Below are 16,033 nucleotides of genomic sequence, written 5' to 3'. Positions count from 1 at the left end.
CGCCCCTAAAAGGAGATGGGATAACACGTGCATACTGATGACGGTTGACGGTTAACAGTCATCAGTCAACAGTTAACGGCGGCAGGGCGGCTATCCCGGACACCCTAAAAAGCAAGTGGACTTCCCGCCGCCTTGGTGAAATAGTTTGAGGAAATTTGCCAAGATACTCAACCACTTTGTTTTTGCTTAGTTACTGCTTGTATCGATCATTCACTTTTTAGCATGGAATATACAATTGGTCAGTGAATAGTACACTCAAGGGTACTTTTGGTATAGACGCATTCGCAAAGCGTCTGTCTGCGGCACGCTGCGCATACCCCTCCCAAGCTGCGCGTAAGCGTCCCGCAGGGAACTTAGAGAAGTTGTTTGTCGCCAAACATCGCTGCGGTTAGGGACTTCCAGAAATTAAATTATCCAATTTCTGGACTTCACTACGACTATCCCTCCCCCTGCTCCCTGCCCCCTGCCTCTATAGCGATGGTATATTTTTTTATTTGGAAGTCCCTTATTCTAGGTATAACCAGCTTTACAAGTGGCATTGCTACTATTCCCAAAACCGCTTATTAGGTAAACTGAATTGGACACTCAGGAGTTTTTTGTGCCTACTTTGAGAACCCTGCAACCTGGAGATGAAGTATCGCTAGAAGCATTTCTCTTGCAACACACCGATACTTCTATGTTTTTGCGCTCTAATTGGCGAACTGCTGGACTGCTTGATGAAGGCGCAAGATTTCAAGGAACTTATGTAGCGGCATACATAGATGAAACTATAGTGGCAGTTGCAGCCCACTTTTGGAATGGCATGGTAATAGTCCAAGCCCCTGTACATTTGCCAGAGGTGGTGCAAGCAGTTGTGGCACAATCAGGGCGTGTCATCTCTGGGATTAGTGGGCCAGCAGCACAAGTTGAAGCGACAAAAAGCATTTTGGGACTTAGCAACCGACCAACTCAGCTTAATGAGCCTGAGATATTGTTTTCTCTGGCACTGCGAGACTTGCAAATACCTCAAGCCTTAGCAGCGGCAAAGTTGCAGTGTCGTTTACCACATCCACAAGAGTTGGAATTACTCACCGAGTGGTGCGCTGCTTATAATGTGGAAACTTTAGGACAAATAGATACTCTCAGTTTGCGTCCAGCTTGCCGTGTCGTAATTGAAGCACGTCAAGCTATGGCTATGCATTGGGTTTTGCTAGCAGGAGATACTCCAGTTTCTTACTCTGCCTTTAATGCCAGCCTGCCTGATATTGTGCAAATTGGTGGAGTGTGGACACCGCCAGCCCTGCGGGGTAAAGGCTACGCCAAAAGTGTGGTAGCAGGCTCGTTGCTAGATGCGCGATCGCAAGGAGTAGAACGCGCTATCTTGTTTACAGGTCATAATAACCAATCAGCCCAAGCCGTTTATCGAGGAATCGGGTTTTTACCTACTGGCGAGAAGTATGGTTTAGTGTTATTTGAAGATACTTAAGCTTGAAAAATATTGACTTAAACACAGATATAGCAGCTTACCCATTCCCCCTTTTCCATATCCTGTGAAAAATCAGGTTTACAAAAGGCAATGTCTGCGCCGAGCTACGCTTACGCAGACTCCTTTCCGAGAGCGATCGCCTGTAATGCTAATTAATAATGCTGATTGCTTTTGATCAAACAACAGCCGCCTCTGGAATCGCACCCTGCATTCTCCCGAAAGCATCAATCAAATTCTGCAATTGTTGATCTGCTTTAAAAACTCCTAACCCGCGCACTGTCACTTTACCAGGAGAATATACAAAGCGCGTTTTGAGATTGTCTGGTAAATTCGCTGCCAACAAATTCCAAGCTGGTTCTTCCATTGGTGTTTCTAAAACAACGTGCTGCTTGTTTTCTGGTTTAATTCGGCTAAATCCGAGTTTTTTCGCTAGCTGTTTGAGTTCCATGACTCGCAGAAGTTGATTTGCAGACACTGGTAAAGTACCATAGCGATCGCTCCACTCGGCAGCAATCTGCTTTAATTCTGATTTAGATTTGGCTGTCGCCACCGCTCGGTATGCACTCATCTTCTGATCCAAATCGGTAATGTAATCTGCTGGGATAAATGCCGTGAGATTGAGGTCAATCTGGGTATCCTCCACTTTCGGTATTTCTTGTCCTCGGATTTCCCGTATTGCTTCTTCCAGCATTTCCATGTATAAATCAAAACCAATGGCATCCATTTGACCAGATTGTTCTGCACCTAGCAAGTTACCCACACCTCTGATTTCCATGTCACGCATCGCCAGTTGATATCCAGAACCTAGCTGAGTAAATTCCTGAATCGCTCGTAATCGTTGCCGTGCCGCATCAGATAATTGCCGTTGCTTTGGATAAAATAACCAAGCATGAGCTTGGATACCTGCACGCCCCACACGACCGCGTAATTGGTACAACTGTGCCAATCCAAAGCGGTGAGCATCTTCAATCAAAATCGTGTTGACTCGCGGAATATCTAAGCCAGATTCAATAATTGTCGTACAAACAAGGATGTCTGCATCGCCATTGCTGAAGGTGAGCATGGTTGATTCTAACTCGCTTTCATCCATTTGACCGTGAGCGATCGCAAATCTAGCTCCCGGTATGACTTCTCTTAAGTTTGCTGTTGTCTCTTCAATTCCGTCCACTCGCGGAACTACATAAAAAACCTGTCCACCTCTATCTAATTCTTGACGAATTGCAGTGCGGATACTTTCGGAATTTATTGGTGATAGATGGGTTTTAATCGGTCGTCTGGTTGGGGGTGGGGTGGTAATCAAACTCATTTCCCGAATTCCCGACAACGACATATACAAAGTCCGGGGAATGGGTGTGGCGGAGAGGGTTAGCACGTCCACTTGAGTTTTCAAGCTTTTAATTTTCTCTTTTTGGTTTACCCCAAATCGCTGTTCTTCATCTACCACCAACAGTCCTAAGTCCTTGAATGATACGCCTTTGCCTAAAATTTGGTGCGTACCAACCACTACATCTAATTCACCCGTTGCCAATCGCTTTTGAATATCACGGCGTTCTTCAGCAGAACGAAAGCGGTTGAGTAAACCGACATTTACGGGGTAGGGTGCAAAACGTTCTTTGAGTGTATGGTAATGCTGCTGTGTTAAAATAGTTGTTGGCGCAAGGAGTGCCACTTGTTTACCGGCGGTGACTGCTTTAAAAACAGCACGAATCGCCACTTCCGTCTTCCCGAAACCGACATCGCCACAAACTAAGCGATCCATTGGGCGCTCGCTTTCCATGTCTCGTTTCACATCTTGTACAGCTTTCAGCTGATCCGTTGTGGGTTGATAGGGGAAAGAATCTTCGAGTTCCTCTTGCCAAGGCATATCACCTGGGAAGCTAAAACCTTGTTGTTGCGATCGCGCTGCATACAGTTTCAACAAGTCCACCGCCAATTTTTTGATGGCTTTACGGACTTTATTCTTCGTATTTTCCCAAGCTTTCCCGGTCATCCTGTTGAGTTCTGGTGCTTTATCACCTCCGGCGCGGAACCGGGATAAAGCACCTACTTGATCGGCTGCGACTCTAAGTAACCCATCAGCATACTGAACTACCAAATAATCACGAGTTTCGTCGTTAATTGTCAGGCTTTCCAGCTTGACAAATTTGCCAACACCATGATTCCTATGAACTACATAATCGCCTGGACGCAGCTTATTGGGATCGACTTGCTTAGAAGTAGCTTTGTGGCGCTTGCGGATATAACCGGGAGTCGCCAAAGAATGCTGTCCAAAAAATTCCCGATCTGTGACGATTACGATTCGGTATGTCGGCAGGATAAAACCTTCTAGTTCTGCAAGCCCAGAATATTTTAGAGCTATAGGAATATGGTTGATTTGCAGCTTATCTATCGCTTGGTAGTCGCGGGGATTTGGGATAAACTGAGCCGGACAATCATGTTCTTGCAATAGAGAGACAGAACGCGAAGGTTGAGCAGAAAGCAGCCAAATAGAGAAATTGCGATCGCGTTCTTGGCGGATGGTTTCAGCTAGTTTAGCAAACTGGTGCGGCGTGACAGGAACAGGTCGGCTGGCAAGATTGATCCCATCATTTTCCTCTGCCAGTTCCGAAAAATATAATGTTTTAAATTTTGCAACATCAGCCAGACACTCATCAAACGACCGATGAATTTTTGGAAGGTTTAATTTTTCCCCAGTCCCCAGTCTCCATTGTTCTTCAGCATTTTCTACCCAGCGATCGCTATGAGCATGACACTGTTCTGGCTCATCAATGGCAATCAGGGTATTTTCTGATAAGTAGTTTAGCAGGGACGCTGGTTGCTCGAAAGCCAACCCCAAAAAGCGACGACTCCCCTCCAAGAGTGATGAGTTCTCGGTGCTAAGTTCTGAGTCAGAATTTAACTCATAACTCATAACTCCCAACTCAGAACTATTCTTCAGTGCCCCCATGACGATGGGAGCAAAGCTAGTGGGGGTAAGAATTAACTGATCAACTTTGTCGAGGGCGGAACGTTGGGTTGCTGGGTCAAATTCCCGCATTTGCTCGATTTCATCGCCAAACCATTCCAGCCGGACTGGAAACTCAGATGAGACTGGGTACACATCAACAATATCGCCCCGCCGGCTCCACTGTCCTTCTGTTTCCACCAGAGGTACTCGTTCGTATCCCAGAATAGTTATTTTCTCACTGAAGCTATTCAGGTCTAATTCCATTCCCCGCTTCAATGTAAGACAGAATTGCCCAAAAGCTTCTGGTGGTGGTAAGTGGGGTTGCAGTGCCCCTTGAGTAGCCACAATTGCCAAAGTTCGCTTGATACCGGGATTGGGCAAAGTGTTGTTCAGTTCTGTCTCCCCTGTCTTCTGCCCTCTGTCCCCTGTTACCAAATCTGCCAATACCTGCATTTGCCCCCAACTCATCTCAGTTTCTGGGTCAAAAGGTTCGTAGGGAGAAGCCTCGGAGGTGGGGTAAAAATGTACTGTTTGCCATCCCATTGCCTCCAGTTGTGCATAAACGCGTCCAGCTTCTTCCAGAGTGGCGCAAACCACAAACAAATCCTTGCCCTGAGACTGCGCCAAAGCCGAAGCCACCAAACCCTTGGGTAGTCGAGGAATGCCATTTAACCGCAATTCTTGTTGTCGGTTTAGCTTAGAAATAAATTCATTGGTAAGCGGCGATCGCGCTAAGGCACGCACAATAGAAGAAAATGACATAAGTACTACTAGCGGTGGGAGTCTTTGTGGATCAGAAAATTTTGAGGCAGTTTATGTCAACTATTTTAAAAGTGTTGACAGCCTTCTTATTCTTTGGATGGAAGAATAATCTACAGCAACTAATAAACTTAAGAACTATAACTACTACTTTGTGTACAGTCAAAGCATTTATCGAAGTACCTTTAATACTAGATACTAAGAATTGAGCTACGTTCGCTCTGATAAGCCGCAATTTAAACATGTCCTCCATCACTTTTGAAATTTTAATCATTTTGGTGCTAGTTATTGCCAACGGCGTGTTTTCTATGTCTGAGATGGCAATTGTCTCAGCCCGGAAAGTTAGGCTACAGCAGCTTGCCAACCAAGGAGATGCCAAGGCAAGGGCAGCACTGAAACTAGCTGAGTCTCCGAATCAATTTTTGTCTACAGTTCAGGTGGGCATTACCCTGATCGGTATCTTGACTGGTGCATTCGGCGGAGCAACTATTGCCGAAAAACTAGCAATCTATGTGGGGCGTGTACCTTTTTTAGCACCTTATAGTGAACCAATCTCCTTCGGGATAATTGTTTTAATCATTACGTATTTATCACTGATTGTTGGCGAATTAGTACCAAAGCGTCTGGCATTAAACAACCCAGAAAGGATTGCATCGATTGTAGCGATTCCAATGCGTGCCTTATCAGCGATCGCTTCCCCAATGGTCTATCTCTTAAGCGCTTCTACAGATTTGATCCTGCGATTACTGGGAATTACAGCTTCTACCGAGCCGCAAGTCACCGAAGAAGAAATTAAAATCTTAATTGAGCAAGGCACCGAGGCGGGAACCTTTGAGGAAGCTGAACAGGATATGGTAGAGCGAGTTTTTCGTTTAGGCGATCGCCCTGTCAGCTACTTAATGACACCCCGTCCCGATATTGTCTGGCTAGACTTAGACGACTCTCCCGAAGAAAATCGTCAAAAAATGGTTGATAGTGCCTATTCTCGGTATCCAGTTTGTCAGGGGGGACTTGACAATGTACTAGGTGTTATCCCTGTTACCGACTTATTAGCCAGGAGTTTCCGAGGAGAACCGCTAGACTTGACAGTGGGATTGCGACAGCCCGTATTTGTCCCAGAAAGCACCCGTGGTTTGAAAGTTTTGGAATTGTTCAAACAAACCATCACTCACATGGCGCTAGTAGTCGATGAATATGGCGTGATTCAAGGATTAGTCACTCTTAACGACATCATGAGCGAAATTGTGGGTGATGTTCCTTCAACAGATGGACAGGATCAACCACAAGCTGTACAACGCGAAGATGGCTCCTGGCTTTTGGATGGGATGTTGCCTGTAGAAGAGTTTTTGGAACTTTTCGGTATGGAAGAGTGGGAATCTGAAGAACGCGGCAGTTATCAAACTTTAGGCGGTTTTGTGATCACTCATTTAGGTCGTATTCCTGCCGCAGCAGATCATTTTGAATGGCAAAGTATGCGAATTGAAGTGATGGATATGGATGGTAACCGCGTTGATAAGGTGCTAGTCGTACCTAAGGGAAATAAATCACCAGATACGACAAAAGCCGACTAGCAATGGTATGGTGCATCGGATTTACGATGCACCATACCCAATTTATTATGTGCGAGATAGACGTTTGACCGCTTCACCCGCCAACAATTGATGTGCTTGTTCCAGAAGTTGGGGGATTTTGTCGGCGTGAGGATTGCGGGCGAGACATTGCCGCAAGTTTAATTCGTCTAGCCGATCAGCTTTGTTGCCGGGGAACCAGTGGCTACCATCGCCAAGCAGGTTGTAGCGCATTTTGGCATACTCTACCAGATCGTAGGCGATCGCTAAATTTCGCAGCCACAAAATTACCCGAATATTTACCTCACCAGGAGTTTCCTCAAAGGTTGGTAGATTTGTCTGCCAGGATTTTACCCAATCTTCTCCCAAAGTAGCGATCGCTTCTGACTCCAACCTTGCTAAAATTGGGGGCAAAATTTCTGATGCCCGATCTACTAACTCTAAAGTCTTCAGATGTTCATCAAAATCTTGTGGTTTTGCTGCTCCCACACTCAAAGTATGTACCTCTTGATGACTCAAACAAAACAAATCATTAAACACAATTGGACTCAAAGGGGTGCAAAGATTTATTAATTTTTGTGGAGGTTCATACAACAAACCTCCTTTATTAGATGGGCTAATGATAAACACCCCCATATCGTGGCGTTTAGCTGCTTCAATTGCCGCCCAATTCCATTGATTAATGTAGTACCAGTGCAGGTTCACATAATCAAATAAATTGGTATTAATTGTCTGCACAATTATATCTGTGGAACCATGTGTGGAAAAGCCAATAAATCTAACTTTTCCCTCAGCTTGCAACTGCTGTGCTACTTCTAAACAGCCACCAGGACGGATGCTATGGTCGAATGACTCAGCATGATTGATGCCGTGTAACCCTAAAAGGTCAACATAATCTAGCTGGAGATTTTTCAATGATTGTTCAAATGTCTCGCGGAATTCTTTCGCATCTGCCTTTGGGCTGACTTTGGTCTGAACAATCAACTTTTCACGGGGAAACTTAGGTAGAACTCTTCCCAATTGCATTTCGGAAGTGCCATAACCACGGGCTGTTTCAATATGATTAATCCCAACCTCGACAGCCCTTCTAATAGTAGCTTCCAGATTCGCCTGGTTATCAGCAGGAATTTCATTATTGGGAACATCTTCCCATTTGAACTGGTATCTCATGCCACCGCAGGAAAACACTGGCATCTGTAATTCTGTGCGTCCAAATCGTCTATATAGCATCAGTAAATTGTGGATTGCTTACCAACTTAAAATCTCAAAACGACAGTCATTCGTGACTACAGTGCCACAATGATTACCTCTGTTCAATCTCTGACACTAGCAATATTGATCACATATTAAATCGGTCAGGTCTTTTAGCTATTGGACTGCGACCAGTATTCCAGTTACACAAAATAATTATCTTATCCTAGTTACCACTAGAATGCATTTTTCCATTGGTAGATAAGCCTTAGCTTTGGTATTGTTTCTCATATCATGTCCGGCTGATTAGTTGTCATTACGAACGAAGTAAAGCAATCTCCAAACCCTTTTCCAGAAATCAATTGGACAGTTGACTTCTTTTGCGAAGGTAACGGGTTTTCAGATTAATTCTTTGGAGACTGCGCTTGGATTAAGCAATTTCTTAATGTTTCGGCTAACACCTGTACATGCGGCTCATTAAGTTGGTCAAGGTGAGATCCGGGAACGTAATGGATATCTAATCCTCCAGCAACTACTTCGCCCCAGCCGAATTGAGGATCGTATTGTGTGCCTATAGCTTCGTCCCGACTTTGATCGTCTGTTCGCAAGAGGATAGCTCGACCAAGGTAAGGTGAAAAGATATATTCACTGACGGCTTGAGTGTTAGCATCTATAATCTTTAAGTGCTTGTCAGTTGTAGGTAAATTAAGTACGCCTTCTAAGTAACGATTATATCTATTTTGGAGATGAGACTTACGCCAATAACTCCATCTCACAGCCCTTTGCCAAAGGTAGTCAGGCCCTTGTTGAATAATATTATTTAAATGCAAGAAAACTCGCTTGAGAAATGATGCCCGCCAGCTATAACCTGGGCGACAACTATCAAGCATAACTAGAATACCAACTTGTTCGCCTTGCTCTTGGAGTTGCCGAGCCATCTCGAAAGCAACTACACCCCCAAAAGAATAACCTCCTAGAAAATAAGGGCCATTGGGCTGAAGGGTCTGAATTTCTTTAATGTAGTGAGTTGCCATGTCTTCAACCCGTGTATGGAAGGGATGTTTTCCATCTAGCCCTTGTGGTTGTAGTCCGTAGAATGGTTGATCTGAACCCAGGTGCAGTGCCAATTCACGGAAACACAAAACTTCTCCACCTAGTCCGTGAATACAGAAAAAAGGTGGCTTGGAACCATTGGGTTGAATTTCTACTAGGGATGACCAAGTACCTTTTGATTTGTCTAATGTATCTACTAAAGCTTTGTTTTTTGCTAAATCTTCTGGGCAAATTATTTTGGCTAGAGCCTCTACAGTCCCTGACTGGAAGAGAATAGCAAGAGGCAGATTTTTATTAAATGTTTTCTCAATTTGCCAAAATAGTTTTACTGCTAAGATGGAGTGCCCTCCTAGCTCAAAAAAGTTATCCTTGACACCAATGGGCTGGACACCTACAATTTCCTCCCAAATCTTTATTAACTGGCGTTCCACCTCATTGCGGGGAGCAACAAATGTAGCTTCCGACTCTTGCCTTGATAAGTCGGGTGCAGGTAAGGCCCGGCGGTCTACCTTGCCGTTGGGGGTTAGAGGCATGGTGTCCAGCAAGACGAAAGCCGAAGGTACCATGTACTGTGGGAGCTTTGTCAAGAGAAAGCTACGTATGTCACTAATTGTAGATGCCCAGTCTTGATTCGGGATAATGTAAGCCACTAAACGTTGATCCCCAGGAACATCTTCACGGGCAATTACTACAGTTTGAAGCACATCTGGGTGTTGGGCTAACACCGTCTCAATTTCCCCTGGTTCAATGCGTATCCCACGGATCTTAACTTGATGATCTCGGCGACCAAGAATTTCTAGAGAGCCATCTGGACGATAGCATCCGCGATCGCCTGTATAATAAAGCCAATCTCGTTCGTCATTTCGATAGAGGTTTTTGACAAACCGAGAACGATTTTCATCTTGAGTATTTATATAACCCAAGGTGCGGAATGGTGTTCGTATAACGATCTCGCCTGGTTCACCAATGCCACACAACTGGTTATTTGGTGTCAAAACTAGTCCTTGGGTTTCAGGGAGCGGCAATCCTACTGGTTGTACTCCTGGTGTACACTCAACAGGTATTTTGTAATAACACTTCGCCAAAGTTGTCTCTGTCGGCCCATAGAGATTGACAATTTCACCTGATTCGGGAAAAGCTTCGCGCCACCGATATACAAGTGTCTCCTTGAGAGGTTCTCCAGCACAGAACAACCAGCGTAAGTTACGTAGATAGACTCCTGACGGCACATTTGCTAACCATAATTGCGCCAGCGATGGAACTGTGTGCAGCACAGAAATTTGCTCATGTTCCAAATAATTCAGAATCTTAGTTGGTTCTAGGTTATCCCCTTCCTCTGGTAAACACAGGGTTGCACCACTAGTTAAAGGTAAGAAAATATCTCTGAGGACTACATCAAAGGAAAGACCTGTCAATTGGGCAACCCGGTCTTGCTGACCAATTTCAAATGTCTGCCTCTGCCAGTTGAGAAAATGCGCCATCCCTTTGTGACATCCCAGCACCCCTTTAGGTACACCAGTGGTGCCAGAAGTAAAGAAAATATAAGCTGCATCATCGGCAGTGATTTCAGGCAAGTTTATTGCTTTACTTCTGTCCTGGGGTGAATTTATCGCTTCTCCTGTGTCTGGGTTTACACAGATGATCGTTAAAGATTTGTATATTTCTTTGTCTGTTGGACGTTGACTATCAATATATAATATGTGTTTAGCTTTAGCTTCCTTTAGCATGAGCAAGTGGCGATCGCTAGGAAGTTTTGGATCGAGGGTAAGTAGGACACCGCCACTCAAGAGTACAGCAACCATACTCGCAATTAATCCAAAGCTTCTTGTCCCAAACACGGCTACAACATCTCCTCGTTGGACTCCGTGAGACAACATCACCCCTGCTAAAGCTTGAGCGCTTTTGCCCAATTCCCCATAGTTCCAAGTGCGAGATCCTTGACGGAGTGCTGAATGTTCTGGGGTACGATTTACCCAAGAGGTAAACATTGTTGTTACTAATTCGTAACTCGGTTCTGGCAAAACCGCCCTTGGTTCTGGTAGCAAAGTTCTGGCTTTTGGTGTGACAAGAGAATACAAACTAATCTGGCTATCCGAAGTAGCAACAATTTGATTCAATAAATGATGGAATTGATCCAGCATTTCCATCATCCGCTCTGAAGCAAATAGATCAGTGTTGTAGACTAAATCAAGTTGGATTCCCTGATTTTTTTCTGTCACATACAAGGTTAAGTCGAACTTGGAAGCCGTTTCTAACATCGAGACTGGTTCTATCGCCACCCCAGGTAGTTCCAGTTGGATGTCCTTTAAATTGAGCATATTAAACCACACTTGAAACAGTGGGTTACGGCTGGTATCTCGCTCTGGTTGCAGTTCTTCTACCAGTTTCTCGAAGGGCATATCCTGATGAGCATAAGCACCTAATGCCATCTGGCGAACTCGACTCAGCACTGAACGAAAACTAGGATTACCGGAAAAATCAGTCCGTAAAACGACGGTATTAATAAAAAATCCGATCAACTCTTCAATTTCAGAACGGTTACGTCCAGCAATGGGAGAACCGATAAGAATGTCTTCTTGCCTAGTGTAGCGGTGTAGGATTGTCCCAAAGGCCGCGAGTAAGGTCATGAATAGGGTGACACCTTCCTGATGCGAGAGTTCAATGAGCGATGCACTCAGAGTCTGCGGTAGCATTAGGGATTGAGCCGCCCCCTGGTAAGTTTGGACTGGTGGCCGTGGTCGGTCGGTGGGCAATTCTAGTACAGTATTAGCACCTGCTAACTGGTTTTTCCAGTAGTTTATTTGGCTGGAGAGGACTTCACCAGATAGCCATTGATGCTGCCAGGCAGCAAAATCGGCATACTGAATGGGTAATTTTGCCAAAGGAGAAGGCTTACCGCTCAATAAGGCTTCATAAAGGGATGCTAACTGCTGCCAGAGAATGCCCATTGACCAGCCATCTGAAGCGATGTGGTGCATCACCAACAACAGTATCTGCTCCTGTTCGTCTATCTGGAGCAAGCTAGCTCGCAGCATCAAGTCTGATTCTAAGTTGAAGGGGCGTCGCGCCTCTTGATTTAGCAGAGATTGCACCTGCTCCTGTGTTGCTTTAATTATCTTGAGTTCAACTGGCCGAGGTTTGCCAATAACTTGTATGGGGCTGCCATCGAGTGATGTAATAAAGTTTGTTCGCAGTGCTTCGTGATGGATAACGATCGCATTTAGTGCCTGTTGCAATATACTCGCGTTGAACTCGCCTGTTAAACGCAGTGCATTGGAGATAATATAAGCTGGGCTGTGAGGTTCCAACTGCTCCAAAAACCACACTCGCTGCTGGGCAAAGGATAAAGGGACTGACTCGCGGTTGGCTATTAGGGGAATAGTCTGGTTTTGGGGGTCATTTTCTGGAATCTGGGTTTGAGCGATGGCTTGAGCTAAACTAGCGATCGTTGGATTCTCAAATAGGATCTGCAACGGCATTTCTATCTGAAAGGCTTGGCGAACCCTAGATATGACTTGAGTAGCCAGCAGTGAATGGCCTCCCAATTCAAAAAAATTGTCGTGAATGCCTACTTGTTCCAGACGCAAAACTTTTACCCAGATGCCAGCTAAGACATCTTCTGTAGCATTTTGGGGTGGGACAAAGTTAGTTGACAGACCAAGATCAGATGTATGCGGTGCGGGTAAAGCGCGGCGGTCTATTTTGCCGTTTGGGTTTAATGGCAGAGTATCTAAAAATACAAAGGAGGCAGGCACCATATATTCAGGCAACCGACCTTGCAAAAAGCGACGCAATTCAACCTGACTAGGAATTTTTTCTGGGTTGGCAACAATATATGCTACGAGTTGCTTGTCACCAGGAACATCTTCTCTAGCTATGACTAGAGTCTGTGTCAGTGCCGGATGTTGTTTTAATATTGCTTCAATTTCTCCCAATTCAATTCGGAAGCCACGAATCTTCACTTGGTGGTCAATACGACCAAGGAATTCAATATTACCGTCTGGTAGAAAACGTGCCAAGTCCCCAGTTTTGTAAAGACGTGCCCCAACTTCAGAGCTAAAAGGGTTGAAAATGAACTTCTCTGTGGTTAATTCAGGACGGTTAAGATAGCCTCGCGCGAGGCCAATACCGCCAATGTGCAGTTCACCTGATTCACCAACAGGCACAGGCTGCAAATTTTCATCAAGGATGTAAATCTCTGCATTAGTAATGGGGCGACCAATGGGAGCAATTGTATAATTACTGCCGCGCTGGCAAGTCCAGAAAGTGGTATCAATGGAAGCTTCTGTCGGGCCATAGCAATTATGGAAAACATTGTCCAAATTCAGTTTGGCAAAGAAACGTTCTATGAGTTCGCTAGATAAAGCTTCACCACCGCAGGTAATATGCCTGAGAAATCGACAATTCTCAATTCCCTCCTCTTCCAGTAAGACACGCAGTATAGAAGGTACTAAGGCCAAGACAGTGATTTGCTGCTCAGTAATCACCTTCACAAGGTAAGCAGTGTCTTGATGTCCACCAGGACGAGCCATGATCAATTGCCCTCCGAAGCATAATGGCCAGAATATCTGCCACACTGAGGGGTCGAAGCTAAAAGAAATAGTCAGTAAGACTTTATCTGTTTGAGTTAATTTAAAGGTTGTTTGCCGCCAGTGTAGTTGATTGCAGATACCACGATGAGAGATCATTACACCCTTGGGTTGTCCTGTAGAACCAGATGTGTAGATTACGTAGATGAGGTTATCAGCCGTCGTTTGATTTACAGGATTTTCTTGACTGTTTTGGGTGTTATCTTGCCAATTTGAATCTAGACAAACCACTTGCGCCTGATGCTGTGGTAGGTTCTTGACCCATTTCTCTTGGGTTAACAACACTGGTGTCTGGGTATCTGATAAGATGAAAGCTAAACGCTCTGGGGGATATGCCGGATCTAAAGGCACATAAGCACCTCCAGCTTTAAGAATACCCAGTATTCCTACGATCATCTCCAAGGAGCGCTCCAAGCAAATACCCACTAGTACTTCAGGCCCAACTCCTAAAGTACGTAAGTGGTGCGCTAGTTGATTCGCCCGCTGGTTTAACTGCTGATAAGTAAGTTGTATATCTTCAAATACTACAGCGATCGCTTGGGGCGATCGCTCTACTTGCATCTCAAATATTTGATGAATGCATAGATCCTGATGATGAACTACTTGAGTGTCATGCCATTCCTGTAGAACTTGAGTGCCGATAATGTGAGTTAAGGTATTTAACGGAATATTTTGCTTATACCCTGAAGTTTGGCTATTTATCTGCATTTTCTATGTATCAACTCCATCAGGAAATGGCATTTTTCTAATTTATTATTTATTGTATATATACCAAATTCTGTGTGAGGTTGCATATTAATGCCCTCAGTATATAAGGCTAGGGCTAAAGAAACAAAGCCTGACTAGCTTTAAGATCGGGACACTGCACTAAGACCTCTAGTTTGCAGTACCCAGGTTAGTTATATACATCTTCACAAGATAAGTGGTATTTAAAGCTCTAGCTAATCGATTTTTATTTAACATAATAATCCTATCTTTACCCTACATCTTATTTTTTTACGTCAATCTTTAAAACCCAATTAAAATTACAAAAAATGCATGATTCTATTGTTAAAGTACATGCATGGAAAAGTATTTATTCTGCGGCTTTACTTTTAATTTACAAATCATTTTTTGTATAATCTAGATGACTCAAATTTAATACTGAAAAGACTTTATCCTTTTTCATGAAAATTTGCTGAAGGAAAAAATAATTATTACCGAATCTTCACTGTATTTATTCGATATGTAAAAATAGTGTAAAGCAAAAAAATACTCTCTCTTAGGAGATAAATATTAGAGTTACGCACTTTACAAATTCACTCTAACGTATGTAAATTAGGCAAGTTGATTGCTTCAGGTGCTTCACACAAGCCCAAATTGTTCGCACGCATGTTTACTGTTTTGGGTGCTAAACATAACTAAAAATCCTAAAACTGTTATAATCCATACCTATGATCTGCAAGCGCTAAAAATCTCTATAATGCAGATATAACAGGTCTCACAGATATCACACATTGTTGATATTACTTTGAGCTATTAGAATTTATTTTTATTAATCTATTGACCAATTCTCTAAAGAGATGTCCATGAAACTTAACTCAAGCTCAACCACGATATTGATTTTTGTAAAGTTTTGTAACAATAGTCAAATATTTGATGCATTTTGTTATATGTTATGTGTGTAAGTTTTGTTAATCAGTAATTATGCGTAAAAAACCACAGAACTTCCAAGCAAAGCTAAATTAGTCTAGCTAAACATGCTACAGTAATTCCCTAAGGCATATCATTGTCTCATAGAAGTGGAACTCTGCAATGGAACTGTAATAGCTCAGTTCCCATATCATGCTACTTAAAAATTCTAATATTTTTACCTGACTCCCTTGATTATTCACGTCAGGAATTTTATTCAACTATTAAGTTAACTTACAAGCCAATCCTTTTTTTTGCATAAAAGCTCAGAACTTTCAGGCTAAACTTGATTCTACCCTGCCAAAAAAAGTTTAAGTATCTGGATACTAACCCCACTCAAGCCTATCCTGGAAAATACTTTTAATAAAAATCCTCAAATTACTCCGAAGAAAATGGTTAATAGTAGACTACAAATATCGGCTTACTTTGAAAAAAAGATGTAAGATATCACACTTGTCTTATACAGTCTTCCATCAAATTTTAACTAACTACACCAAGTGTTCCTAACTATGAGTAATCAAAGCATAACAACAAATAAATTCACTGAAGTGCCTTTGGATTTACGTGCATCTGGGAGCATCCACTTTTGGCAGAAAGACTTAAATAGTTAACAAACCATTGAGATAAGCACAACGAATAGAGAGGATGTGATTAACACTATCAACATTCCACTGTGCGCCAGAAATTTTAATTCTCGCACCAATTTGTTTAATAGCAGATTCAACTGCTCCAGAACCAATAGAACAAAGTTGTTCAGCCTGGTAATAGGCATAGTTGACAATACGAGAGC

Annotated in this window: 5 protein-coding genes and 1 pseudogene; 2 read left to right on the top strand and 4 right to left on the bottom strand. The window is 43.5% G+C overall.

The genetic code is table 11. The features are described from left to right. Positions 1–598 precede the first annotated feature (598 nt). Positions 599–1,465, top strand: a complete 867-nt coding sequence (locus tag F8R90_RS06750; protein WP_196510111.1) for a GNAT family N-acetyltransferase — start codon at positions 599–601, stop codon at positions 1,463–1,465. 175 nt (positions 1,466–1,640) lie between these two features. Here the strand turns inward: F8R90_RS06750 and mfd are convergent, their stop codons facing one another. Then, the gene (mfd, locus tag F8R90_RS06745) at positions 1,641–5,174 is read right to left on the bottom strand and encodes a transcription-repair coupling factor (RefSeq protein WP_196510110.1); all 3,534 of its coding nucleotides are present in this window, start codon (positions 5,172–5,174) and stop codon (positions 1,641–1,643) included. A 239-nt stretch (positions 5,175–5,413) separates the two neighbouring features. On the opposite strand from mfd, the gene F8R90_RS06740 reads away from it, so the two are divergent. After that, positions 5,414–6,742 (top strand): hemolysin family protein, encoded by a 1,329-nt coding sequence (locus F8R90_RS06740; RefSeq protein WP_196510109.1) that lies wholly within the window; start codon positions 5,414–5,416, stop codon positions 6,740–6,742. Positions 6,743–6,787: 45 nt separating this feature from the next. Here F8R90_RS06740 and F8R90_RS06735 read toward each other — a convergent pair whose 3' ends face one another. The 3 genes and pseudogenes from F8R90_RS06735 to F8R90_RS06725 all read right to left on the bottom strand — a co-directional run. Continuing rightward, positions 6,788–7,969 carry an aldo/keto reductase gene (locus F8R90_RS06735; RefSeq protein WP_196510108.1) on the bottom strand — a complete coding sequence of 394 codons (1,182 nt, stop codon included), beginning with the start codon at positions 7,967–7,969 and terminating at the stop codon, positions 6,788–6,790. 365 nt (positions 7,970–8,334) lie between these two features. Then, positions 8,335–14,280, bottom strand: coding sequence for an amino acid adenylation domain-containing protein (locus F8R90_RS06730; protein WP_196510107.1), 5,946 nt, complete (start codon positions 14,278–14,280; stop codon positions 8,335–8,337). Positions 14,281–15,842: 1,562 nt separating this feature from the next. Further along, positions 15,843–16,033, bottom strand: a pseudogene (locus F8R90_RS06725) (ISKra4 family transposase); the annotation flags it as partial.

Source organism: Nostoc sp. NZL (genome assembly GCF_015714705.1).
Lineage (GTDB): Bacteria > Cyanobacteriota > Cyanobacteriia > Cyanobacteriales > Nostocaceae > Nostoc > Nostoc foliaceum_A.
Note: the sequence above shows the minus strand (reverse complement) of the source record. Positions and strands in the feature narration are given on the sequence as shown.

Bases quoted from the DNA above. Each gene is read 5' to 3' on its own strand.
- F8R90_RS06730 (WP_196510107.1), bottom strand. From the start codon at position 14,280: ATGCAGATAAATAGCCAAACTTCAGGGTATAAGCAAAATATTCCGTTA.
- mfd (WP_196510110.1), bottom strand. From the start codon at position 5,174: ATGTCATTTTCTTCTATTGTGCGTGCCTTAGCGCGATCGCCGCTTACC.
- F8R90_RS06735 (WP_196510108.1), bottom strand. From the start codon at position 7,969: ATGCTATATAGACGATTTGGACGCACAGAATTACAGATGCCAGTGTTT.
- F8R90_RS06740 (WP_196510109.1), top strand. From the start codon at position 5,414: ATGTCCTCCATCACTTTTGAAATTTTAATCATTTTGGTGCTAGTTATT.